22 protein-coding genes are annotated in these 21,237 nt (G+C 33.2%); 11 read left to right on the plus strand and 11 right to left on the minus strand.

The window, feature by feature from the left end:
* The first annotated feature begins 166 nt into the window (after window positions 1-166).
* Genes GQR98_RS11035 through GQR98_RS11045 form a run of 3 tightly spaced genes read left to right on the plus strand, consistent with a single transcriptional unit; the run spans window position 167 to window position 1,643 of the window.
* Window positions 167-589: a hypothetical protein gene (locus GQR98_RS11035; RefSeq protein WP_159019544.1), complete on the plus strand. Its 423-nt coding sequence runs from the start codon at window positions 167-169 to the stop codon at window positions 587-589.
* A gap of 21 nt (window positions 590-610) precedes the next feature.
* Window positions 611-1,156, plus strand: a complete 546-nt coding sequence (locus GQR98_RS11040; RefSeq protein WP_159019545.1) for a YfiT family bacillithiol transferase — start codon at window positions 611-613, stop codon at window positions 1,154-1,156.
* Window position 1,157: 1 nt separating this feature from the next.
* Window positions 1,158-1,643: a GNAT family N-acetyltransferase gene (locus GQR98_RS11045; protein WP_159019546.1), complete on the plus strand. Its 486-nt coding sequence runs from the start codon at window positions 1,158-1,160 to the stop codon at window positions 1,641-1,643.
* Here GQR98_RS11045 and GQR98_RS11050 read toward each other — a convergent pair.
* Complete coding sequence (locus tag GQR98_RS11050; protein ID WP_159019547.1) at window positions 1,640-2,200, minus strand: thioredoxin family protein; 561 nt, start codon at window positions 2,198-2,200, stop codon at window positions 1,640-1,642. The two genes, GQR98_RS11045 and GQR98_RS11050, sit on opposite strands and share 4 nt — an antisense overlap.
* Before the next feature lie 47 nt (window positions 2,201-2,247).
* On the opposite strand from GQR98_RS11050, the gene GQR98_RS11055 reads away from it, so the two are divergent.
* From GQR98_RS11055 to GQR98_RS11065, 3 genes are read left to right on the plus strand one after another with little or no spacing between them, the layout of a single operon-like run.
* Complete coding sequence (locus GQR98_RS11055; RefSeq protein WP_159019548.1) at window positions 2,248-2,583, plus strand: tRNA-binding protein; 336 nt, start codon at window positions 2,248-2,250, stop codon at window positions 2,581-2,583.
* A 3-nt stretch (window positions 2,584-2,586) separates the two neighbouring features.
* On the plus strand, window positions 2,587-3,477 hold the full coding sequence (locus GQR98_RS11060; RefSeq protein ID WP_159019549.1) for a bile acid:sodium symporter family protein: 891 nt from the start codon (window positions 2,587-2,589) through the stop codon (window positions 3,475-3,477).
* An 18-nt stretch (window positions 3,478-3,495) separates the two neighbouring features.
* Entirely contained in the window at window positions 3,496-4,527 is a 1,032-nt protein-coding gene (locus tag GQR98_RS11065) for a lysophospholipid acyltransferase family protein (protein WP_233267997.1), read from the plus strand.
* Window positions 4,528-4,583: 56 nt separating this feature from the next.
* Here GQR98_RS11065 and GQR98_RS11070 read toward each other — a convergent pair whose 3' ends face one another.
* On the minus strand, window positions 4,584-4,979 hold the full coding sequence (locus GQR98_RS11070; protein ID WP_159019550.1) for a PUR family DNA/RNA-binding protein: 396 nt from the start codon (window positions 4,977-4,979) through the stop codon (window positions 4,584-4,586).
* Window positions 4,980-5,117: 138 nt separating this feature from the next.
* Complete coding sequence (locus tag GQR98_RS11075) at window positions 5,118-6,875, minus strand: ABC transporter ATP-binding protein (RefSeq protein WP_159019551.1); 1,758 nt, start codon at window positions 6,873-6,875, stop codon at window positions 5,118-5,120.
* A gap of 198 nt (window positions 6,876-7,073) precedes the next feature.
* Here GQR98_RS11075 and nusB point away from each other — a divergent pair, with 198 nt between their 5' ends.
* The 3 genes from nusB to yajC all read left to right on the plus strand — a co-directional run bounded on the left by nusB (window position 7,074) and on the right by yajC (window position 8,976).
* Window positions 7,074-8,021, plus strand: coding sequence for a transcription antitermination factor NusB (gene nusB / locus GQR98_RS11080; RefSeq protein WP_159019552.1), 948 nt, complete (start codon window positions 7,074-7,076; stop codon window positions 8,019-8,021).
* Between the two features lie 81 nt (window positions 8,022-8,102).
* The gene (locus tag GQR98_RS11085) at window positions 8,103-8,669 is read left to right on the plus strand and encodes a DUF1573 domain-containing protein (RefSeq protein WP_159019553.1); all 567 of its coding nucleotides are present in this window, start codon (window positions 8,103-8,105) and stop codon (window positions 8,667-8,669) included.
* A 10-nt stretch (window positions 8,670-8,679) separates the two neighbouring features.
* Window positions 8,680-8,976: a preprotein translocase subunit YajC gene (gene yajC / locus GQR98_RS11090; protein ID WP_042495844.1), complete on the plus strand. Its 297-nt coding sequence runs from the start codon at window positions 8,680-8,682 to the stop codon at window positions 8,974-8,976.
* A 134-nt stretch (window positions 8,977-9,110) separates the two neighbouring features.
* On the opposite strand, the gene GQR98_RS11095 is transcribed toward yajC, so the two are convergent.
* The 8 genes from GQR98_RS11095 to GQR98_RS11130 form a co-directional block, all read right to left on the minus strand.
* On the minus strand, window positions 9,111-10,442 hold the full coding sequence (locus GQR98_RS11095) for a M28 family peptidase (protein WP_159021141.1): 1,332 nt from the start codon (window positions 10,440-10,442) through the stop codon (window positions 9,111-9,113).
* Window positions 10,443-10,676: 234 nt separating this feature from the next.
* Window positions 10,677-10,952, minus strand: coding sequence for a chaperone modulator CbpM (locus GQR98_RS11100; RefSeq protein ID WP_233267998.1), 276 nt, complete (start codon window positions 10,950-10,952; stop codon window positions 10,677-10,679).
* A 13-nt stretch (window positions 10,953-10,965) separates the two neighbouring features.
* Window positions 10,966-11,841, minus strand: coding sequence for a DnaJ C-terminal domain-containing protein (locus tag GQR98_RS11105; RefSeq protein ID WP_159019555.1), 876 nt, complete (start codon window positions 11,839-11,841; stop codon window positions 10,966-10,968).
* Window positions 11,842-12,136: 295 nt separating this feature from the next.
* Complete coding sequence (locus GQR98_RS11110; RefSeq protein ID WP_159019556.1) at window positions 12,137-13,945, minus strand: acyl-CoA dehydrogenase family protein; 1,809 nt, start codon at window positions 13,943-13,945, stop codon at window positions 12,137-12,139.
* A gap of 26 nt (window positions 13,946-13,971) precedes the next feature.
* On the minus strand, window positions 13,972-15,165 hold the full coding sequence (locus GQR98_RS11115) for an acetyl-CoA C-acyltransferase (RefSeq protein WP_159019557.1): 1,194 nt from the start codon (window positions 15,163-15,165) through the stop codon (window positions 13,972-13,974).
* Window positions 15,166-15,170: 5 nt separating this feature from the next.
* On the minus strand, window positions 15,171-17,579 hold the full coding sequence (locus GQR98_RS11120) for a 3-hydroxyacyl-CoA dehydrogenase/enoyl-CoA hydratase family protein (protein ID WP_159019558.1): 2,409 nt from the start codon (window positions 17,577-17,579) through the stop codon (window positions 15,171-15,173).
* 9 nt (window positions 17,580-17,588) lie between these two features.
* A complete protein-coding gene (locus GQR98_RS11125) occupies window positions 17,589-18,035 on the minus strand; it encodes a MarR family winged helix-turn-helix transcriptional regulator (RefSeq protein ID WP_159019559.1) in 447 nt (148 codons plus the stop codon).
* Window positions 18,036-18,136: 101 nt separating this feature from the next.
* Complete coding sequence (locus GQR98_RS11130; protein WP_159019560.1) at window positions 18,137-19,906, minus strand: AMP-dependent synthetase/ligase; 1,770 nt, start codon at window positions 19,904-19,906, stop codon at window positions 18,137-18,139.
* Between the two features lie 300 nt (window positions 19,907-20,206).
* Here GQR98_RS11130 and GQR98_RS11135 point away from each other — a divergent pair, with 300 nt between their 5' ends.
* A complete protein-coding gene (locus tag GQR98_RS11135) occupies window positions 20,207-20,770 on the plus strand; it encodes a hypothetical protein (protein ID WP_159019561.1) in 564 nt (187 codons plus the stop codon).
* Complete coding sequence (locus GQR98_RS11140) at window positions 20,761-21,210, plus strand: hypothetical protein (RefSeq protein WP_159019562.1); 450 nt, start codon at window positions 20,761-20,763, stop codon at window positions 21,208-21,210. The genes GQR98_RS11135 and GQR98_RS11140 overlap by 10 nt, the downstream gene beginning before the upstream one ends.
* Window positions 21,211-21,237: the final 27 nt, after the last annotated feature.

A 21,237-nucleotide genomic window follows, 5' to 3' on the forward strand; every position in this document is an offset into this window, starting at 1 on the left:
TATTAATAGACTTAGCAACAAGGTTTTATATAGATTAAATAAGAATAAGCACCCTTTTTTAGGGTGCTTTTTTATTGTTGTATTTTGGCGATACCAAAGGACTGATAATTATTTTAATTCATCGATTTTATTCTTTCAATTTTCTGGTTAAATCTATTTTTGTAGTATGATTAGTGTAAGAGAATCGGATTTTTACCCAATGGTTTTGAAAGAATTTAATTACGAATTTGGCAACGTTTTTATTTTCGAAAAGTGTGTTGTTTCCGAAGTGAATCAAGGTGTTGATTTTACTTGGGATGTACATGCAAAAATAATTATTGACGATGTTTTTGGATACTTAGGTACGCCAGATGGAGCAACTATTAATTTTATATCTAATAGAATTAATTCGTATTCGGTTATGGCTTCCGATTGGATAAGGTTTTTTAAAAATAGCTATTTCTTAAAATCTTATATTGTGGTTTCAGACAAAACACGACTGTCTAATGCTATTATCGAAAAACTCTTTTTTAAAGGTACTATAAAGCATTTTAAAGAGTTAGATATGGCCATAAATTTTGTAGAAAATGATATGGTAGAAATTAGCTAGCATTGTTTTATATTTGTTTTTATGACAGATAAAGAACTCCAACAGCTTAAATACCCAATAGGTCAATTTTCTTGCCCTAGCAATATTACTAAAGAACATCTAGCGGGCTGGATTTCTATATTAGAGCACTTTCCTAATAGACTAGAAGGTTTAGTTAAAGACTTAACAGACCAACAGCTAGATACGCCATATAGACCAGAAGGTTGGACTATTAGGCAAGTTATTCATCATTTATCCGATAGTCATCACCATAGTTATACACGTTTTAAATGGGCTTTAACAGAAGATAAGCCAGTAATAAAAGCATATTTTGAAGAGCGTTGGGCGGAATTAATAGATTCTAAATCTGCACCCATAGAAATGTCTTTAGAGCATTTGCGTGCCATACATTTTAAACTGGTGTATTTGTTAAAAACCTTATCGGAAGAAGCTTTGCAAGCTTGTTTTATTCATCCGGAAACAAATAGTGAAGTGCCATTAAACTTTAATGTTGGTAATTACGCTTGGCATAGTAATCACCATTATGCGCACATTGAAAATTTAATAAAACTTAAAGGTTGGATTTAAAATGATAAGAAAAGCAACTCTTGCCGATACTAGCGCGCTTTTAGAAATTTACAATTATTATGTAATACATACTACGGTTACTTTTGATGAAGCGGCTTTATCCTTAAATGCTTTTACCGAAAAGTTAGAACTTATTTTAAAAGATTACCCGTGTATAGTTTTTGAAGACAATAATGAGATTTTAGGTTTTGCTTACGGTAGTAAATTTAGGCCGAAACCAGCCTATAATTATACTGTAGAATCTACAGTATATGTTAAAAACGGAGCGCATGGAAAGCAAATAGGTTCTAAACTATACACCGAACTACTTGAGCAGTTAAAGCAACGTAATTTTAAATCGGTTTTGGGTGTTTTAACCATTCCGAATCCTGCAAGCGTTAAGCTACACGAAAAATTTGGTTTTACTCAGGTGGCACATTTAAAAGAAGTTGGATTTAAGTTTGATACTTGGCTAGATGTAGGCATTTTTCAATTAAAAATTAATTAAGCCTTTTTCCATTTTATACCGCAGCCAATACTTGGTTTCTGTGGCGCATTATTACTAGTGTTATTCACTAAGCAATCTATAGCGTGACGTAAATCTTTACCAGTAACAGGAACGCCGTTGCCTGGTCTAGAATCGTCTAATTGCCCTCTATAAGTTAATTCTAAATTTCCGTTGAATACATAAAAATCTGGTGTGCAAGCAGCATCATAAGCTTTTGCTACAGCTTGACTTTCATCATACAAATAAGGAAAAGGATACACTTCTGTTTCCGCATGAAGCTTCATTTTTTCAGGACTATCTTGTGGATAGTTAACCACATCATTACTAGAAATAGCGATACATTTGATACCTTTTTCCAAATATGTGTTAGCTATGGCTACTAATTCTTCATTTACATGAATTACAAAAGGGCAGTGGTTACAAATAAACATAATTACAGTGCCGGTTTCACCGTTTAAAACATTGAGATCTAGAGTTTCTCCAGATACGGTATCTAGCAATGAAAAATGAGGTGCTTTTGTTCCTAAGGGAAGCATGTTGGATGGAGTTTGAGCCATAGTTAAAAGTTTTATGCTAAGTTCGGGATTATTTGTATTTTTAAAAAATGAACCAAGCAATAACTTTCGAAGATTTTACAAAAGTGGATTTAAGAGTCGGTACTATTCTGGAGGTGAACAATTTTCCGAAAGCAAGAAAACCAGCTTATCAATTAACCATTGATTTTGGAGATTTAGGCATAAAAAAAACATCGGCACAAATTACCACACTTTATAAAAAAGAAGATTTAATACAGAAGCAAATTGTGGCTGTTGTTAATTTTCCGAAGAAACAAATCGCTAATTTTATGAGTGAATGTTTGGTTGTTGGTGCTGTAGATGGTAAAGATGTTGTATTGTTAAACCCGGAACATAAAGTAAAAAACGGAACAACAGTTTCATAACATATGCAAGAACTTGATGATGTAAAAATCAACTTTGATAGTAATGGGCTATGGGTTTTAAACATCGCGTTAGCTGTTGTTATGTTTGGAGTTTCATTGGGGATTAGTTTAAACGATTTTAAAATTTTATTTAAGCAACCTAAAGCCGTTTTAGTTGGTGTTTTAAGTCAGTTTGTATTATTACCTTTCATTACTTTTTGTGTTGTTTATATTGTGAAACCCCAACCAAGCATTGCTTTAGGTATGATGATGGTGGCCGCTTGTCCTGGTGGAAATATTTCTAATTTCATGACGCATTTAGCCAAAGGAAATACGGCGCTTTCCATAAGTTTAACTGCATTTGCAACCTTTGCAGCTGTTTTTATGACACCTTTTAACTTTCAGTTTTATGGAAATTTGTATCCTCCAACGGCGCAAATTTTAAAAAATGTGGCACTAAATCCATTCGATTTAATACAATTAGTTTTAATAATACTTGGAGTTCCTTTAATTTTGGGGATGTTATTACGCCATTACAGAACGGACTTTGCTGTTAAGCTGTATAAACTGCTAAAACCATTATCTATTGTTATTTTTGCGGCTATTGTTGTTATTGCGTTTTCTAAAAACATAGATGTGTTTAATGACTATATTCATCATGTTTTAATACTTGGAATAGGACATAATATACTCGCAATTTTACTTGGGTTTTTATTAGCGAAGGCTTTTAAACTGTCCTTTGTGGATCAAAAAACGTTAGCGATAGAAACTGGTATTCAAAATTCAGGATTGGGCTTACTACTGATCTTTTCATTTTTTAATGGGTTAGGAGGAATGGCTATTTTAGCTGCGTTTTGGGGAATATGGCATATTATTTCAGGACTACTATTGGCCACGTATTGGTCTAAAAAGTAAAACATAATAAAAGTACTATTGAATAAAATTTGGTTACATAGTGTACGGTTGTATATTAAAATAGGATTGTTTTTCTATTACAAGAAAATCGATGTTTTTAATGCGGAAAACATACCTCAAAATAAACCTTTACTACTATTATCGAATCATCAAAACGCGTTGCTAGATGCATTGATAATTGGTACACAATCGGGAAGGTTTCCTTATTTTCTAACAAGAGCAGCTGTTTTTAAAAAACCATTAGTAGGCAAAATATTGAGAAGCTTGCAAATGCTACCCGTTTATAGAATTCGTGATGGTTGGAACACAATTAATAATAATAAAGCCATATTTGAGGCTTGTTCGGGCATATTGAATAAGAATGAAATGGTGGCTATTTTTCCAGAAGGTAATCATAATTTAAAACGAACCGTACGGCCTTTAAGTAAAGGGTTTACACGTATTGTTTTTGATACTTTGGATGCTTATCCCGATATCGATTTACAGCTTATTCCGGTTGGATTAAATTACCAGAATGCTGAGCGGTTTGGAGATTCGGCTTCGTTATATTTCGGTGAGACTATTGCGGTAAAAGACTATGCTTCGGAAAAAAGAAACGAAGCAGTGATAAATTTAAAAAATAAAATTCATTCTGAAATATCAAAACTTACAATACATATACCTTCACATACATATACAGAAACGATTACGAAGCTTAACGATTTGAATGTGAGCTTTATTAATCCTAAAGCAATTCATGATTTTTTAGAAAACCGAGGTACATCATCTAAAATTAATACCCATAAGAAACCAGGTTTATTGAAGAGCGGAGTAAAATTTCTACTCATATGTACTTTGATTTTACCGTATTTAGTTTGGAAGTTTATTGCTCAGCCTAAAGTTAATGATGTTGAATTTGTTGGAACCTTTCGTTTTGCAATAGCTATTACTTTGGTGCCTATTTGGTTGTTAATAGTATTCTTAATTGTATTGATAACATTAGGATGGCAAATAGCACTTGGCTATATTTTAGGTAGTTTATTTTTGGCGCTACTTGCGGTTAAGGCATAAAAAAATCCGTTACTTTTTTAGCAACGGATTTTTTTGTTTATATATTTTGAAATGCTTTAGATATCATCAAAACTAATATCAGTAAAGCTTTCTGGTGTTTTTAATTCGGCTTCAGTAACGCGAGATCCATCGTCAACTGTATTATCATATTCTTTCTTGAAATCTTTTTGATGACGTTCACTTATTACTTCGTCGCCTTTTTCATTTATAATATAATCGGTCATTTCACCTAGAATATCTTTAAACTCTGCAAAATCTTCTTTATAAATATAAATTTTATGTTTTTTATAATGAAACGAGCCATCATCATTAGTAAACTTTTTACTTTCAGTAATTGTTAAATAATAATCTTCTGCCTTCGTTGCTCTTACATCAAAAAAGTAAGTACGCCTTCCTGCTCTCAATACCTTTGAAAAAATCTCCTCTTTCTCCATCATACCATTATTGTTCATAATTATATAGAAATTTGTTTTTAATTCTAGTGTCTCAAAAATCTAAAAAAAACCTAAACAAACCAACCTTTTAAGGAGTTTCTTTTCAAAAAGTAAGATTTAATTCCCACATAGAAACCAAATAGAACTGTAAGTGTTTTATTTTGAAGTGGTTTCGCTTAATTGCTTTAAATATAAATGTTTGTAATAACCATCTATATCTATTAGCGTATCGTGTGTACCTTGTTGTACAATTTCACCATCTTCTAGCACAATTATTTTGTTTGCATTTTTAGCCGATGATACACGATGGCTTACTATAATAGTGGTTTTTCCTTCTGTGATTTTATTAAGATTTTTAAGGATTTTTTCTTCCGTTTCAGTATCAACAGCCGATAAGCAATCGTCGAAAAGTAAAATTTTAGGTAGTTTTATAATCGCTCTAGCTATGGAAACACGTTGTTTCTGTCCTCCGGAAAGCGTAATGCCACGTTCACCTAAAACGGTATCGTATCCATGATTAAATTTAATAATGTTTTTATGAACCTGTGCATTTTTAGCAGCTTCAATCACTTCTTCATCGGTAGCATCTTCTTTACCGAATTTAATGTTGTTTTTTAAACTATCGGAAAACAAGAACGCTTCTTGCGGTACATAACCAATACTGTCTCTTAAATTCGATAAATTTACTTGATCAATTTTTTGTTTATTAATTATTATAGAACCTTCATCAATATCATATAGACGACCAATTAAATCTAAAATAGTAGATTTTCCTGATCCTGTTTTTCCTATAATGGCAAGTGTTTCGCCTTCTTTTACATGGAAACTAATATTTTTTAGAGCGGTAATATTAGTGTCATCATAAGTAAACGTCACGTTTTTAAACTCAATATCGCCAGTGATTTCAGTATCTGTTTCAACAGTGTTTTTTATTTCGGGCTCTATTCTTAAAAACTCATTTATTCTTTTTTGTGAAGCTTCCGCTTGCTGAACAATAGATGTTACCCAACCAACGGTTGCTACTGGCCAAGTTAGTAGGTTTACGTAAATTATAAATTCGGCAATGGTACCAATACTTTCAATTTCACCATTAATATATTGCATACCACCAATGTAAATTACAATTAGGTTACTTACACCAATTAGCAAAAGCATCATTGGGAAAAACCAAGCTTGTACACGGGCTAAATCTATTTGTTTTTCTTTACTTTCTGCCGCGAGGGTAGAGAAATTTGCCGAAGTTTGTGGCTCAATACCATATGCTTTTATTACCGAAATGCCACTAAAAGACTCTTGTGTAAAGGTGGAAAGTTTAGATAAATACTCTTGTACAATGGTACTTCGTCTATGTATTTCTTTACTTAATTTGTAGATTACAATGGATAATATAGGTAGTGGTAATATGGTATAAAGCGCTAAAGATGGCGATTCTTCAAACATATATATTAACGCAATTACAAAAAGAGTTACCGTGTTTATGCTATACATTATGGCTGGGCCAGCGTACATTCTTACACGTCCAACATCTTCACTAATACGGTTCATTAAGTCACCTGTTCTGTTTTTCTTATAGAAATTTAAAGATAACTTTTGGTACTGCTCATAAATTTCATTTTTTAAATCGAATTCAATATATCTCGATACATTTATAATATATTGTCGCATAAAAAATGTAAGGATACCACCAATAATTGCGGCACCTATAATGAATAAAATAGCTTCAAGGAGCTCGGCTTTAAAGGCTTCAATAGGCATTTCTTCATTGAAATATTTTTCTATTACAATAAATATTTTTTTTACATACCGAGGCGTAAATAACAAAAACATACGGGCAATTATGGTAATAAAAATCCCGATTAATAGATTGGTTTTGTATTTTAGAAAGTACTTATTTAAGTGCTGTAATTCTTTCATTTATTTTAAAGGAAATAAGTTACAAATATAGGGTATTCATTATAATTGAGATATTGATATGCGATAAGCAATTGTTAAAAATAGCTTAAAGTATTATCGAAATAATAAAGTGTTTAAAAGCAGCTTTTATTTAAATATAGTGTTATTTTTGCCGCACGAAAGCAATAAAATTTTTCAAACCATAATAAGTTCTTTGTAATGATGCTAAATAGAAGACATATTCGTGTAAAAGTAATGCAAACCATGTATGCCTTTAAAGGTAGTGAAAGTGATGATTTTAGTAAAGATCAAAAATTTCTGCTGTTTAGCATAGATAATATGTATAACTTATACTTATTGCTTATTTCACTTATAATTGAAGTTCAAAAAAGAGCTGAGAGTAACTTAGTGAAAAAACAAAACAAGCACCTTGCCACAAAAGAAGATAAAGACCCAAACCGTAAGTTTGTAAACAATGAAGTTTTTAAAATTTTATTGAATAATTTGGACTTAAAAGACAAATTAGATCTGTATGATGTTAAGAACTGGGAATTGGATAGCGAGTATGTAGATGTTATTTTTAAAGCCATTACAGCAAGTGAACTTTATAAAAACTACATGGAAACTAATACTTCTAGCTTTAAGGAAGATAAAGAGTTTTTAGTTGATGTTTTTAAAGAAATTATCGCTCCAAACGAAAAACTTTACGAATATTTGGAAGATAAAAATTTAACTTGGTTGGATGATTTACCTACTGTAAATACTACCATTTTAAAATTACTTAGAAAGGTAAAGTTAAGCACTTCGGAAAACCATTTTACTCCTCGTTTATATAAGGACTCTGAGGATAAGCAATTTGCTATCGATTTGTTTAGAAAAACATTATTGAATAGAACTGCTATAAACAAAGAGATTGAGCTTAAAACTCAAAACTGGGATTCAGACCGTATTGCTAATGTAGATTACGTATTGTTGCAAATGGCTATTTGTGAAGTGAAAAGTTTTCCATCTATCCCTGCGAAAGTTACTATTAATGAGTATTTAGAAATAGCTAAAGAATATTCTACTCCAAAAAGTAGCGTGTTTATTAATGGTATTCTAGATAAGCTTGTAAAAGAGTATACCGAAGCCGGAAATTTAAATAAAATTGGTAGAGGTTTAATGTAATTAATGTTAAGAGTATTACAAAAATTTCAATTCGACTAAATAATTGTTATTTTTGTAACTTCAATTAAAAATATATTAAAAATGAAAAAGGTTATATTAGGATTAAGCGCATTATGTGTATTAGCTTTAACTTCTTGTAAAGAAGAAAACGCAGCAAAAAAAATTGAAGAAGCAAATGTTACTGCAGCTGCAGTAAGAGATGCTAGTGCGTCTAACTTTCCTGTAATTGAGTTCGAAGAGACTACTCATGATTTTGGAGAGATAGAAGCTAAAAAATCTGTTCAAACAGTTTTTAAATATAAAAATACTGGTAACGCGCCATTAGTAATTACTAATATTGGAACGTCTTGTGGATGTACAGTACCAGAAGATTGGTCTAGAGAGCCTTTAGCTGTTGGGGAAACAGGTGAATTTACAGTGAAATATAATGGTAGTGGTAAAGGGAAAATCTCTAAGAGTTTAACGCTTACAGCTAATACTGAAAAAGGTAAAGAAATAGTTAAAATTGCAGCTTTTGTGAAAACAGATGATAATGCATCTCCACAAGCTACAACTACACAAACAGTTCCTGGTATTTCTGCTGCGGCAGCATCAAGAGCTGTTAAATCTAGCACACAACCAGGCCACGAAGGTCATAATCACGATTAATTAAAATATAATGGGAGAAGGAATTGGTAGTTTATTGCCGTTTGTATTAATGTTTGTAGTAGTGTATTTCTTTATGATTGCACCACAAATGAAACGAGCAAAGAAAGAAAAGAAATTTGCAGCCGAATTAAAACGTGGCGATAAAGTTATAACCAAAAGTGGTTTGCACGGCAAAATTTTAGAACTTAATGACAAAGATGGTAGCTGTGTTATCGAAACAATGTCTGGGAAAGTAAAATTTGAACGTTCGGCAATTTCTATGGAAATGAGCACTAAATTAAATGCTCCTGCTGTAGTTAAAAAATAAATATTTGCTTTTTAAGTGAATAAAAAAAGAACCCTTTTGGGTTCTTTTTTTTTGTTCTATAGTTATCTGAAAATGATGTTTATTGAGGCTATATGTTAGGTTTAGATTAATTAAGATGATGTTCTAGATGGAAATCATCTTAATATCTGATTAGGGAAAACTACAGGGCTTTCAAATCCATCTTTTCCAACAGAAGCAATTCCGAAGAAATAATTATCGATAACTATACCGTCAAGCATAAACTCCGAAACATCACCAACGTAGCGACTTTTGTCCCAAGTAGGCGAGGTGGTATCTCTCCAGTATATTTTGTAGCCAACAGCTCCTTCTACTTTATCCCATTTAAATTTAACAGATGCTTCTACAATGCCACCAATAGCAACTGTTTTTGGAGCTGGCGGAGCCCAAGCTAAACTAGCCATATTAATGGCGTTTACCGTGGTTAGTTTCTTGGCATAATCGAAATTAACGTGTTCTATAACATCGCCGTATTTAATGCCGTTCTCTTCTTTAATATCTTGATGCTGCTGCGTGTAGTTTTCGTGTGCTTCCATAATACGGATTCCTGCAAAACCTAAGTCATTAAAAGGTCTGTGGTGTCCACCACGTCCAAAACGATCTAGTCTATAAACCATCATCGGGTTCATTTCTGGCATATACGTTTTTACTGTTTTATGTATATAGCGTGCTAATTGACGAGAAATCCCATCTACTTCTCCTCCATAAAAACGTCTTAAATTGCGTTCTTTTTCGGTTTCGTTAGCAGGCACAGGTTCTGAAAATATTCTAAATGTGCGATTGTCTATTACTCCATCTACACCTTCAATGTTTCCAATCATGTCATTATTAAATATTCCGATAATATCCCAACCTTGTTCTTTGGCATATTTTGCTAAACCTCCACCACCAAAAAGACCTTGCTCTTCACCAGATAATCCAACATAAATAATACTGTTTTCAAATTTATATTTAGAAAGTACTCTAGCGGCTTCAATAGTTCCCGCCATACCAGAAGCATTATCGTTTGCTCCGGGTGCATCTTTTGTAAACTCCATTGTGTCACTTCCACGAGAATCAATATCTCCACTCATTATAATATAGCGATTTGGATATTTCGTTCCTTTTTGAATAGCGACTACGTTAACAATCCAAGCGTCGTGAGGTACACGTCTGTTGCCTTCTTTGGTAACAAAGTCCTTTTGGTAAAACACATCTAAACAATCTTTACAATTAGATGATATTGTTTCAAATTCTGATTTAATCCAACGTCTTGCTGCACCAATTCCTCTAGTGTTTGAAATAGTATCGCTAAAGGTGTTTCTAGTTCCGAAATCAACCAGTTTTTGAATGTCTATTTCTATACGTTCTGCAGAAACATCATGTATGATATCGTATATTTTTTGATTGGTTTGGGCCGTAGTAATTGTAATAAATAATAGGGCAATTGTGTTAAAAAAGAGCTTCATTGTTAGGGGGTTTACAGTGAGTGATTGAATTGAACTGTTTTCAATATTCATGTTTTCCTGACGAATATCGGCATAAATATTCATTTTATGAAGTTGAAGTCTAACGATTGGATATAAATTCTTGTTAATATTTTAGAACTAATATGAATCGTTTTTATTGTTTTCTATCAAAAAGGGATAGTATAGGCGGGTACGATTGATTTACGTATAAAATAACTTTGTAACAAAGAAGTTTTATTCATTTTCATAAAGCCTTAATCTGTTTTTTAAAGTATTTAATTCATGTTGTAATACCCTTTCTTTTTCTAATAAATTAAACACAACATCAATACCTTCTAAATTGACGTTTAATTCGTGATATAGTCTAATTATTTTTTCAAGATTACCTATTTGATCAGGATGAATAAAGTATTCCTGCTCTATAATTTCAATTTGAATAAGTCCCATGGTATTCAAAGTATCAACAAAAGCAATTTCTATATTATAATGAGAACATAGAGTTTGTATCAATATTAAAGGTTTATTATCCATTTTGATTAAGCTTTTGTAATTCCTTAAATAGCTCTATTTCTTTTTCACTTAGATGGTTTGGAATCTTGATATGATAGGTAATAATTAAATCGCCAAAGAGACCTTCTTTTTTATAAACAGGAAATCCTTTGCCTTTCAATTTTACTTTAGATTCATTTTTTGTTTCAGGTTTTATTTGAAGCTTGACCTTATCGTTAAAAGTATCTATTTTAATTTCGCCTCCCAAAATTGAGGTGTACAAATCTAAATCAACGTTAATATATAGATTGTTGCCTTCTCTTTTAAATTGAGTATGGTTGTCAATATTGAATTTAATGTATAGGTCACCTTGAGGTCCGCCGTTGATACCTAAGCCTCCTTTACCTTTAATTTTTATAATTTGTCCATTTTCCACTCCTGCAGGAATGGTTAGCCTAATTTGTTTGCCATTAACGGTTAACACTTGTTTATGACTGGTATAAATGTCTTTTAAGTCTAGTTGTAATTCGGCATTATAATCCTGGCCTTTAAACTTTGTGTTACGACCTCGGCTGTATGATGGTTGTCCTTGACCTCCAAACATGGATTCAAAAAAATCTGAATATTCGTCGTTTGAATAGGTTTGTTGATTAGATTGCCTATGCTGCTGTTGCTGGGCGTTTTCATCCTTCCAGTTTTCACCATATTTATCATATTTTTTCCGGTTTTCGTCGTGGCTTAAAACTTCGTTAGCCTCATTTATTTCCTTAAATTTTATTTCGGCCTCTTTATTGTCCGGGTTTAAGTCAGGATGGTACTTTCGTGCGAGTTTGCGATAAGCTGTCTTTATATCCTTTTCAGTTGCAGTTTTCGAAATGCCCAATATTTTATAATAATCTATAAATGCCATTGGATAAAAATGTTTTTCTTATTAATTTTACTAGGATAGAACGGCTTTTGGGAAATGAAATCTTATAAAAAAGTATATCTGTCGCTTAACGAAGTTATTGTTTTTTTATGACAAAGTCGCGTGTTATATGAACTTAATATTGGTTTGTTTTTTAGTTGTTTATATAGTTGCTTAGGTTAAAAATATAACGATAATGTTGGTGTTTTTTGAATTTATTTTAAAATAAAAAACGCCTCGAAAATTAATTCGAAGCGTCGTTTACATTTGAGTTAGTCACGCAAACTCTTTTAATCCCTTAAAAGCAATATTTATTTTCGGCCTTAACTTTTTCGGCTATCTCGTTACGTAAATCTACAATGTCTGGGTAGTTTTGATATTTAGTAAAACGTTTAAGTCCCATAAGCATCATACGTTGCTCATCACCTTCGGCAAAAGAAATAATACTTTCTTTTCCTTTTTCTTCGATAATATCTACAGCGTGGTATAAGTATAATTTAGACATCGCAATTTGTACAGATTGAGACTCGGCTCCAAAGCGTTTAGCATTCTTTTCAGTTCTTAATATAGCAGATTCAGCCATGTATATTTCAATTAAAATATCAGCAGCAGCTATAAGTAATTGTTGATGTTTGTCTAGGTCTGGACCAAATTTTTGAACAGCACCTCCGGCAACCATTAAAAAAGTCTTTTTCAACTTATTAATCATTACTTTTTCTTCAGAAAATAATTCTGAAAAGTCTGGCGTATCAAAAGAAGGAATTCCCATTAATTCTTCTTGAACTTTTTGAGCAGGGCCTAATAAGTCAACATGACCTTTCATAGCTTTCTTTACTAACATACCAACAGATAGCATTCTGTTAATTTCGTTAGTTCCTTCGTAAATACGTGCAATACGTGCATCTCTCCAAGCAGATTCCATAGGCGTTTCTTCAGAGAACCCCATTCCACCAAAAATTTGGATACCTTCATCAGCTGCATGTTGTACATCTTCAGAAACAGCTACTTTTAAAATAGAACATTCAATTGCATATTCTTCAACACCTTTAAGTTCTGCTTCTTGATGTGTATTTCCAGCAGCTTCACGCATTGCTATTCTGTCTTCAATATTTTTTGCAGCTCTATAAGTTGCAGATTCACCTGCGTAAGCATTAGTTGCCATTTCAGCTAACTTAACTTTAATAGCTCCAAAGTCTGAAATAGGCATTTTAAATTGTTTACGCTCGTTAGCATAATTTACTGCTGTAGATAAAATTCTTCTTTGAGAATCTAAACAAGCTGCAGCTAATTTAATACGACCAACATTAAGTGCATTCATAGCGATTTTGAAACCTTCGCCACGACCAGCTAACATATTTTCAACAGGTACTACAGTATCGTTAAAAAATACTTGACGTGTAGAAGACGCACGAATACCTAATTTGTGTTCTTCTTCACCTAAAGTAATCCCATTTGGAGTGTCTCCATTATATTCTACTATAAATCCAGTAATATTTTTATCACCTTCAATACGAGCAAAAACGATCATCACACTACAGAAACCTGCATTTGAGATCCACATTTTTTGACCGTTAATTTTATATGATTTTCCATCTGCGGAAAGTTCAGCAGTTGTTTTACCAGAATTTGCATCAGATCCAGCTCCAGGTTCTGTTAAACAGTAAGCTCCAAACCACTCACCAGAGGCTAATTTTGGTACGTATTTTTGTTTTTGCTCCTCTGTACCATATAAAGTAATTGGCATAGTACCAATTCCTGTATGCGCACCAAAAGCAGTACTGAAAGAACCTGTTCCAGAAGAAATATAATCACACGTTAATACAGTAGAAACAAAGCCCATTCCCATACCACCAAAAGCTTCAGGAACAGCAACACTTAAAAAGCCCATATCCCCAGCTTTACGCATAACTTCTTCAGTTAGTGCATAATCTTTAGCTTCGAAACGTGCTTTATGAGGAATGATTTCACGATCGTTAAATTCCATTACGGATTCTTTCATCATTGTTTGTTCTTCTGAAAAATCTTCAGGAGTAAACACATCTTCACAATTTGTTTCTTTCACTAAGAATTGACCACCTCTTAAGATGTCTTTTTCATTTGCTTCCATTTTATATTTTTGTATTTAGTTCTTTATTAGTTTAAAAATTCAAATATTCCACAAGCACCTTGACCTGTTCCTACGCACATGGTAACTGCTCCATATTTCCCTTTCATGTTTTGCTTACGCATTTCATCAAAAAGTTGTACTGACAGTTTTGCTCCTGTGCATCCTAATGGGTGACCAAGGGCAATGGCTCCACCATTTACGTTAATGATATCTGGATTAAGGTTTAACTCTCTAATTACTGCTAAAGATTGAGAAGCAAAGGCTTCATTCAATTCAATAAGAGATAAATCGTCTTGTTTTAATCCTGCTTGTTTTAATGCTTTTGGAATTGCTTTTACTGGTCCAATGCCCATAATGCGGGGTTCAACACCTGCAGCGGCATAGTTAACCATTCTTGCAATTGGTTCTAAACCTAGTTCTTTAACCATGTCTTCACTCATAACCATTACAAAAGCAGCACCATCACTCATTTGAGACGAGTTACCAGCGGTAACACTTCCTCCAGCAGCAAATACAGCTCTCAGTTTTGCTAAGGCTTCTTTGCTTGTTCCTGCACGTGGTCCTTCATCTTTAGTTACTATATAAGATTTTGTAGCTTTCTTTCCGTTCGCATCAATATATGTCTGTTCCACTTCAATTGGTACTATTTGATCTTGAAAACGATTTTCTGCCTGCGCTCGTAATGCTTTCATGTGCGAATTAAATGCAAACTCATCTTGGTCTTCGCGAGATACCTTAAACTGTTTTGCAACAGCTTCCGCAGTATTTCCCATGCCCCAGTAATAATCTTCGTGACCTGCTTTTACAATCGCATCATAATTCAATTCTGGTTTAAAACCAGTCATAGGTACGCTACTCATGCTTTCTGCACCACCAGCAATAATACAATCTGCCATTCCGGCTTGTATTTTAGCTGTTGCCATACCTATAGTTTCTACTCCAGAAGAGCAAAAACGGTTTACGGTTACACCAGGAACATCAACAACATCTAATCCCATTAAGGAGATTAAACGTGCCATATTTAATCCTTGAGCGCCTTCTGGCATGGCGTTACCAACAATAACATCATCGATACGCTTTGGGTCTAAATTTGGCAATTCTTTCATCATATATTTGATGGTTTCAGCTGCCAATTCATCTGTTCTTTTAAAACGAAACACGCCTTTTGGTGCTTTACCAACTGCGGTTCTATATGCTTTTACTATATATGCTGTTTTCATTTTTCTTAGTTTCTTAAAGGTTTACCTTTTGTTAACATGTGCTGAATACGCTCCAAAGTTTTACGTTCTGTACATAAACTTAAGAAAGCTTCACGCTCTAAATCCAATAAATATTGCTCGCTAACTAAAGTTGGTTCAGATAAATCTCCACCAGCCATAACGTAAGCTAATTTATTAGCAATTTTCATGTCGTGTTCACTAATGTAATTGGAATCTTTCATAGAATCTGTTCCTACTAAAAACATACCTAATGCTTGTTTTCCAAGTACTTTGACATCCGAGCGTTTTACAGGTTGTGTGTAGCCAGAATTAGCCATTAACATAGCGTGTTGTTTTGCAACTGCAATTTGGCGGTCTTTATTAACAACAACAACATCTTTTCCTTTTTGTAAAACTCCCATATCAAATGCTTCGTAAGCCGAAGTTGATACTTTTGCCATACCAATAGTTAAAAAGTATTCTTGAAGTGTATTTAGCTGAACATCTCCTTTTCTGAAAGTATCTGATGCTCTTAAAGCCATTTCTTTAGAACCGCCACCACCAGGGATTACACCAACACCAAACTCTACAAGTCCCATGTAAGTTTCTGCCGCTGCAACTACTTTATCGGCGTGTAATGATAATTCACAACCACCACCCAAAGCCATTCCGTGAGGAGCAGAAATAGTTGGGATTGAAGAATAACGCATACGCATCATGGTATCTTGGAAGTATTTAATAGCCATGTTAAGCTCATCATACTCTTGCTCTGCAGCCATCATGAAAATCATGCCGATGTTTGCACCAACAGAGAAGTTTGCAGCTTGATTACCAACGACTAAACCAGCAAAATCTTTTTCGGCTAAATCAATAGCTTTATTTAATCCGGCTAGAACATCTCCACCAATAGTGTTCATTTTAGATTGGAACTCGCAGTTTAATATGCCATCTCCTAAATCTTCAATAACAACACCAGAGTTTTTAAAGACTTCTTTAGATTTTCTGATATTATCCAAAATAATGAAACTGTCTTGACCTGGTATTTTTACTTGTGATTTTTTAGGAATATCATAAGCATAACTTGCGCCTTCTTTAATAGTATAAAAAGAAGAATTTCCAGATGCTAACATCTCGTTTACCCAAGCAGCAGGCTCTAAACCTTCAGATTTCATAATTTCAATACCTTTTTCAACACCAATGGCATCCCAAATTTGGAAAGGACCATGTTCCCAACCAAAACCGGCTTTCATGGCATCGTCAATTTTATATAAATCGTCTGTTATTTCTGGAATTCTATTAGAAACATATGCAAATAAAGCAGAAAAACTCTTTCTGTAAAATTCACCAGCCTTATCTTTTCCTTTTACTAATACTTTAAAACGGTCAACAACTTTATCAATCGTTTTCGTAAGTTCTAAAGTGGCAAATTTTGCACGTTTAGCCGAACGATATTCTAGTGTATTTAAGTCTAAAGATAAAATTTCTTTAGATCCATCTGCAGAGACTTGCTTTTTATAGAAACCTTGACCTGTTTTACTTCCTAACCATTTGTTTTCCATCATGGTATTGATGAAATCTGGTAGTTTGAACAATTCTAAACGTTCGTCATTTTTACAGTTTTCTGCAATACCGTTTGCAACATGAACCAAAGTGTCTAAACCTACAACATCTACCGTACGGAAGGTTGCCGATTTTGGACGACCAATTACTGGTCCAGATAGTTTATCTACTTCTTCGATAGTTAAATCTAAATCTTTAACGGCGTGGAATAAACTTTGTATACTGAAAATCCCGATACGGTTTCCAATGAAGGCAGGAGTATCTTTAGCAACTACAGATGTTTTTCCAAGAAATTGCTCACCGTAACCATTCAAGAATTCTAATACAGAAGCATCTGTTTTAGGTCCAGGAATAATTTCAAATAATTTTAAGTAACGAGCCGGATTAAAGAAGTGTGTTCCACAGAAATGTTTTTGGAAATCTTCACTTCGTCCTTCACTCATAAATTTTATAGGAATACCAGAGGTGTTAGATGTAATTAACGTGCCTGGTTTACGATATTTTTCTAAGTTTTCAAACACCATTTTCTTGATGTCTAGTCTTTCGACTACAACTTCCATAATCCAGTCTACATCTGCTACTTTAGCAATATCGTCTTCTATATTACCTGTAGTAATTCTACTAGCGAAATCTTGATGGTAAATTGGAGATGGTTTTGATTTTAACGATGCCGTAAGCGCATCATTAACCAATCTATTTCTTACTATTTTGTCTTCTAAAGTTAAGCCTTTAGCTTTTTCTTTGTCGTTAAGTTCTCTTGGAACAATGTCTAGTAACAGGACATCTACGCCAATGTTAGCGAAATGACAAGCTATACCGCTTCCCATAATTCCGGAACCAATAATTGCGATTTTTTTTATTCTACGTTTGCTCATTTTATTTAACTAGTTGTCGTTTGGTGTATATATTTTTTTATTTGAAACCATCTCTAGAATCACATCGGCTACTTCATTAAAGTGCTTTAGTTTTTCATCGGAGATGTTATGTTTAATTTTCTCATTAAAAGTTAAAACTCGATCTTTAGAGTAGGTGCGTTTTTGAATTCCGAAAGGTGTTAGCTTGATAATTACACCGCGGCCATCTTCTGGGTTTGGGTGTCTATCAATTAAACCTTTTTTCTCCATAGCTTTTAAAATTCGAGAAAGACTCGTTGCTTCCATACCCATTTTGGGGCCTAAAGCAGTCGATGGTGTTCCTTTTTCTGGATCTATGCTTAATAAGGTAAAGCCCGTTGCCATAGTGCTATCAAATTTTAATGCTTCTTCGTTATACATTTTTTGAACGGCTAGCCATGTTGTTCTTAAAATATAATCGATGGTTCTATCTTTCATGTTGAGAGGTTGTTGTTCCCAAATATACTAAAATTTATTATGCATGCATAATAAATTATTGATAATTTTAGTTAATCTTTTACTAATAAGAGAAGATTTGACTAACCTCTGTAGATTTTCTCGATAAGAGAAAGGTACTTTTGTTTTATAACTTTACGCTTCATTTTCATGGTTGGCGTTAAGTGTCCGGCATCTATAGTCCAAACATCTGGAGTGATTTCGAATTTTTTAATTTGTTCCCATTTACCGAAGTTGGCATTGGCAAAATTAATTTCTTCTTGAATTCTTTCTAGTAATTGAGTATTCAAGATGATGTCTTCATTAGTTGTAAATGGAATGTTATGGCGTTTGGCCCATTCTTTTACAAAATCATAATTTACTTGTATTAAAGCTGCTGGCATTTTCTCGCCTTCACCAATAACCATAATTTGTTCTATAAATCGAGACTGTTTAAATTGGTTTTCAAGTAGGGTAGGTGCTACATATTTTCCTCCCGATGTTTTAAACATTTCTTTCTTTCTGTCAGTGATTTTAAGAAAACCATCAGCATCTATTTCTCCAATATCTCCAGTGTGGAAATAATTGTCCTTAATAGCTTCAGCTGTTTTGGCTTCATCTTTAAAATACCCCATCATAACGTTCGGGCCTTTTACAAGTATTTCGCCATCTTCAGCTATTTTAACCTCAACATCATCAATTATTCTACCTGTGGTTCCTACTCTAAAACCTCCGTTTCGCGTATCATTAACTGATACAACAGGCGAAGTTTCTGTTAATCCATAACCTTCCATTATAGGTAAACCAGCTGCAGCAAATACTCTGGTAAGTCTTGGTTGCAGTGCAGCACTACCAGAGACCATAAGGTCTAGATTTCCGCCAAGTCCTTCTTGCCATTTGCTAAAAATAAGTTTTCTAGCTATTTTAAGTTGTAACTCGTACCACCAACCGTTTTGTCCGTAAGGTTCATATCTTAGTCCAAGATTAACAGCCCAAAAGAAAAGCGATTTTTTAATTCCTGTTAAATCACTGCCTTTAGCTATAATTTTGTCGTATACTTTTTCATAAAGACGAGGCACAGCGGTCATTACGTTTGGCTTAATTTCCTTGAGGTTATCGCTCATTTTTTCGATAGACTCTGCAAAGTAAATTTCGGCACCACAATATTGGTATAAATAAAGAATCATGCGTTCAAAAACATGGCAAACAGGTAAAAAACTAAGTGTTTTAGCAACACCATATTCAAAAGGAACACGGTTTTGACTATTTAAAACATTTGAAACAAGGTTGTTATGAGATAACATAACGCCTTTAGGTCTTCCTGTAGTTCCCGAAGTATAAATTAATGTGGCTAAATCTGTAGACTTTACATCGTTTTTTCTAGTCTCAACTTCAGGTTGAATACTGGTATCTTCACCTAAGTTAAGTACTTCCTTCCAGCTAGATTCATTTTGAATATCATCAAAGGTATACACGTGTTTAAGTTTTGTGTTTCCTTTTATTGAATTTAGCTTAGTTAGAATTTCTTCATCTGAAACAAAACAATATGTAGATTCCGAATGATTTAGGATATATTCATAATCTTCGGCACAAATTGTAGGGTAAATTGGTACGTTTTGCGCACCTATTTGTAGAACTCCAATATCTAATATATTCCACTCTGTTCTGTTTGTAGAAGATATAACCGCAATTTTATCGTTAGGCTTTATACCTAGCTTTAATAAACCACGACTTATGGCATTGGCTTGATCTACATATTCTTGCGAAGAAATAGATTGCCACTTTCCATTATATTTTGTGTTAAAAGCCTTATCTAAATTGTATGTTTCTAATTGATAATAAGGAAAGTCAAAAAGTCTGGTGATTTTGGTCATGGGCTATAAGTATTCTAGGGTGCAAAATAGGAAATAAAATAAGATTATCAAATAATGTACCAAAAAAGTATTGTATTCGTATAAAACTTTGTTGATTTCTGTTAATTTTGTATTCTCTATGCGTTTAGTTTTAGAAGTGGGTTAATTGCTTAGAAGTTATTAATATACGATAATATGGTTAAATATAAGCTTGTTTTAACTTGCTTTTAATATGTCTTGTTTTTTGTTGAAATACTTAGTTGATTATTATAAGATTTCGTTCATATTCTGTACTTTTGGAGCTCTTATTAAACAATTTGTATGTTTAAAAAACATGTAAAAAAGCTTTCTTTTTTTTCAATAATTTTATGTCATTTAGGGTTTTTAGCTGCTATTTTATTCGAGAATCAGAATAATATTTTTGTTTCAGCATTCATTATTCTATCCTTAATATTACTTTTTGTTACCTATAAAAAAACACCTTTAAACTCGGTAGATCACAGTTTTGAACATGTGTTAACTATTGCTTTTGTTTTTTTTGGAGCGATAATAACTTATGCTTTATCTAATTCTTTTGGGGTAAGTCGTGTTTTATCTGCTAGTTTAGTTGGCTTAATAGCTAGTTTTATTCCTGATTTATTTAAAAGAAGCACTTTTGCTCAAGGAATGCCAACTGCAGTGTATTGCGGTGCTTTTGTTGGAATGACAAATATAAGTGTGTCTACCGATTATATTATTATAACCATAGCTAGCGCTACTGCGGGTTTACTTTTAGTTGGTACCAAGGATACTTTTCATGGCGTTGGTGGTAAATTGGGTACTTTGGCTTTTGCTGGTGTTGTGTTTGCTTTTTTAATTACATCTGTTATTTCTCAATGGGTATAGAACAATATATATTATTTTTAGTTGGTGGAGTTTCTGCAATGGTTACTTTCTTTTTGCATGTAGATTTAAACCAAGGACCAGTTAGAGCATCTTCTTTAGTAGGTGTTTTGGTCGGGATGTTTGTTTTAGTTTGTCCTGATTTGTTATCTCCGTATTTAACTAAAAACTTGCCATTAGTTTGTTTTGGAGCATCTTTTATAGGTATGGTGTCGTCTAAAGTATTATCAAACTATTTTTTAATTGGGTTCTCAGGAATAGTGTTCACCATTATTTTTTTTAATACCAGTAGTTTTTTTAATGGTTTTGGAGGCGGTTTAGGGTCGGCTGCCTGTATTGCGCTTTTGGTTAGTTTAAGTTTTCCTCTTATAAGAAAACAAAGAAAATTACAAAAGAGAGGTTTGCAAATAAAGCGACACAGAAAATCTAAAGGAACTAATTGAAAATAACGCATAAAAAAAGCGGTTTAA

The sequence above is a fragment of the Algibacter sp. L3A6 genome (assembly GCF_009796825.1).
Taxonomy (GTDB): Bacteria; Bacteroidota; Bacteroidia; order Flavobacteriales; family Flavobacteriaceae; genus Algibacter.

Coding starts and splice junctions, on each gene's coding strand:
- GQR98_RS11135 (WP_159019561.1), top strand. CDS start 20,207: ATGTTTAAAAAACATGTAAAAAAGCTTTCTTTTTTTTCAATAATTTTA.
- GQR98_RS11105 (WP_159019555.1), bottom strand. CDS start 11,841: ATGGCATTTATAGATTATTATAAAATATTGGGCATTTCGAAAACTGCA.
- GQR98_RS11045 (WP_159019546.1), top strand. CDS start 1,158: ATGATAAGAAAAGCAACTCTTGCCGATACTAGCGCGCTTTTAGAAATT.
- GQR98_RS11075 (WP_159019551.1), bottom strand. CDS start 6,875: ATGAAAGAATTACAGCACTTAAATAAGTACTTTCTAAAATACAAAACC.
- GQR98_RS11050 (WP_159019547.1), bottom strand. CDS start 2,200: ATGGCTCAAACTCCATCCAACATGCTTCCCTTAGGAACAAAAGCACCT.
- GQR98_RS11085 (WP_159019553.1), top strand. CDS start 8,103: ATGAAAAAGGTTATATTAGGATTAAGCGCATTATGTGTATTAGCTTTA.
- GQR98_RS11040 (WP_159019545.1), top strand. CDS start 611: ATGACAGATAAAGAACTCCAACAGCTTAAATACCCAATAGGTCAATTT.
- GQR98_RS11125 (WP_159019559.1), bottom strand. CDS start 18,035: ATGAAAGATAGAACCATCGATTATATTTTAAGAACAACATGGCTAGCC.
- GQR98_RS11070 (WP_159019550.1), bottom strand. CDS start 4,979: ATGAACAATAATGGTATGATGGAGAAAGAGGAGATTTTTTCAAAGGTA.
- yajC (WP_042495844.1), top strand. CDS start 8,680: ATGGGAGAAGGAATTGGTAGTTTATTGCCGTTTGTATTAATGTTTGTA.
- nusB (WP_159019552.1), top strand. CDS start 7,074: ATGATGCTAAATAGAAGACATATTCGTGTAAAAGTAATGCAAACCATG.
- GQR98_RS11115 (WP_159019557.1), bottom strand. CDS start 15,165: ATGAAAACAGCATATATAGTAAAAGCATATAGAACCGCAGTTGGTAAA.
- GQR98_RS11055 (WP_159019548.1), top strand. CDS start 2,248: ATGAACCAAGCAATAACTTTCGAAGATTTTACAAAAGTGGATTTAAGA.
- GQR98_RS11120 (WP_159019558.1), bottom strand. CDS start 17,579: ATGAGCAAACGTAGAATAAAAAAAATCGCAATTATTGGTTCCGGAATT.
- GQR98_RS11095 (WP_159021141.1), bottom strand. CDS start 10,442: ATGAAGCTCTTTTTTAACACAATTGCCCTATTATTTATTACAATTACT.
- GQR98_RS11110 (WP_159019556.1), bottom strand. CDS start 13,945: ATGGAAGCAAATGAAAAAGACATCTTAAGAGGTGGTCAATTCTTAGTG.
- GQR98_RS11060 (WP_159019549.1), top strand. CDS start 2,587: ATGCAAGAACTTGATGATGTAAAAATCAACTTTGATAGTAATGGGCTA.
- GQR98_RS11130 (WP_159019560.1), bottom strand. CDS start 19,906: ATGACCAAAATCACCAGACTTTTTGACTTTCCTTATTATCAATTAGAA.
- GQR98_RS11035 (WP_159019544.1), top strand. CDS start 167: ATGATTAGTGTAAGAGAATCGGATTTTTACCCAATGGTTTTGAAAGAA.
- GQR98_RS11140 (WP_159019562.1), top strand. CDS start 20,761: ATGGGTATAGAACAATATATATTATTTTTAGTTGGTGGAGTTTCTGCA.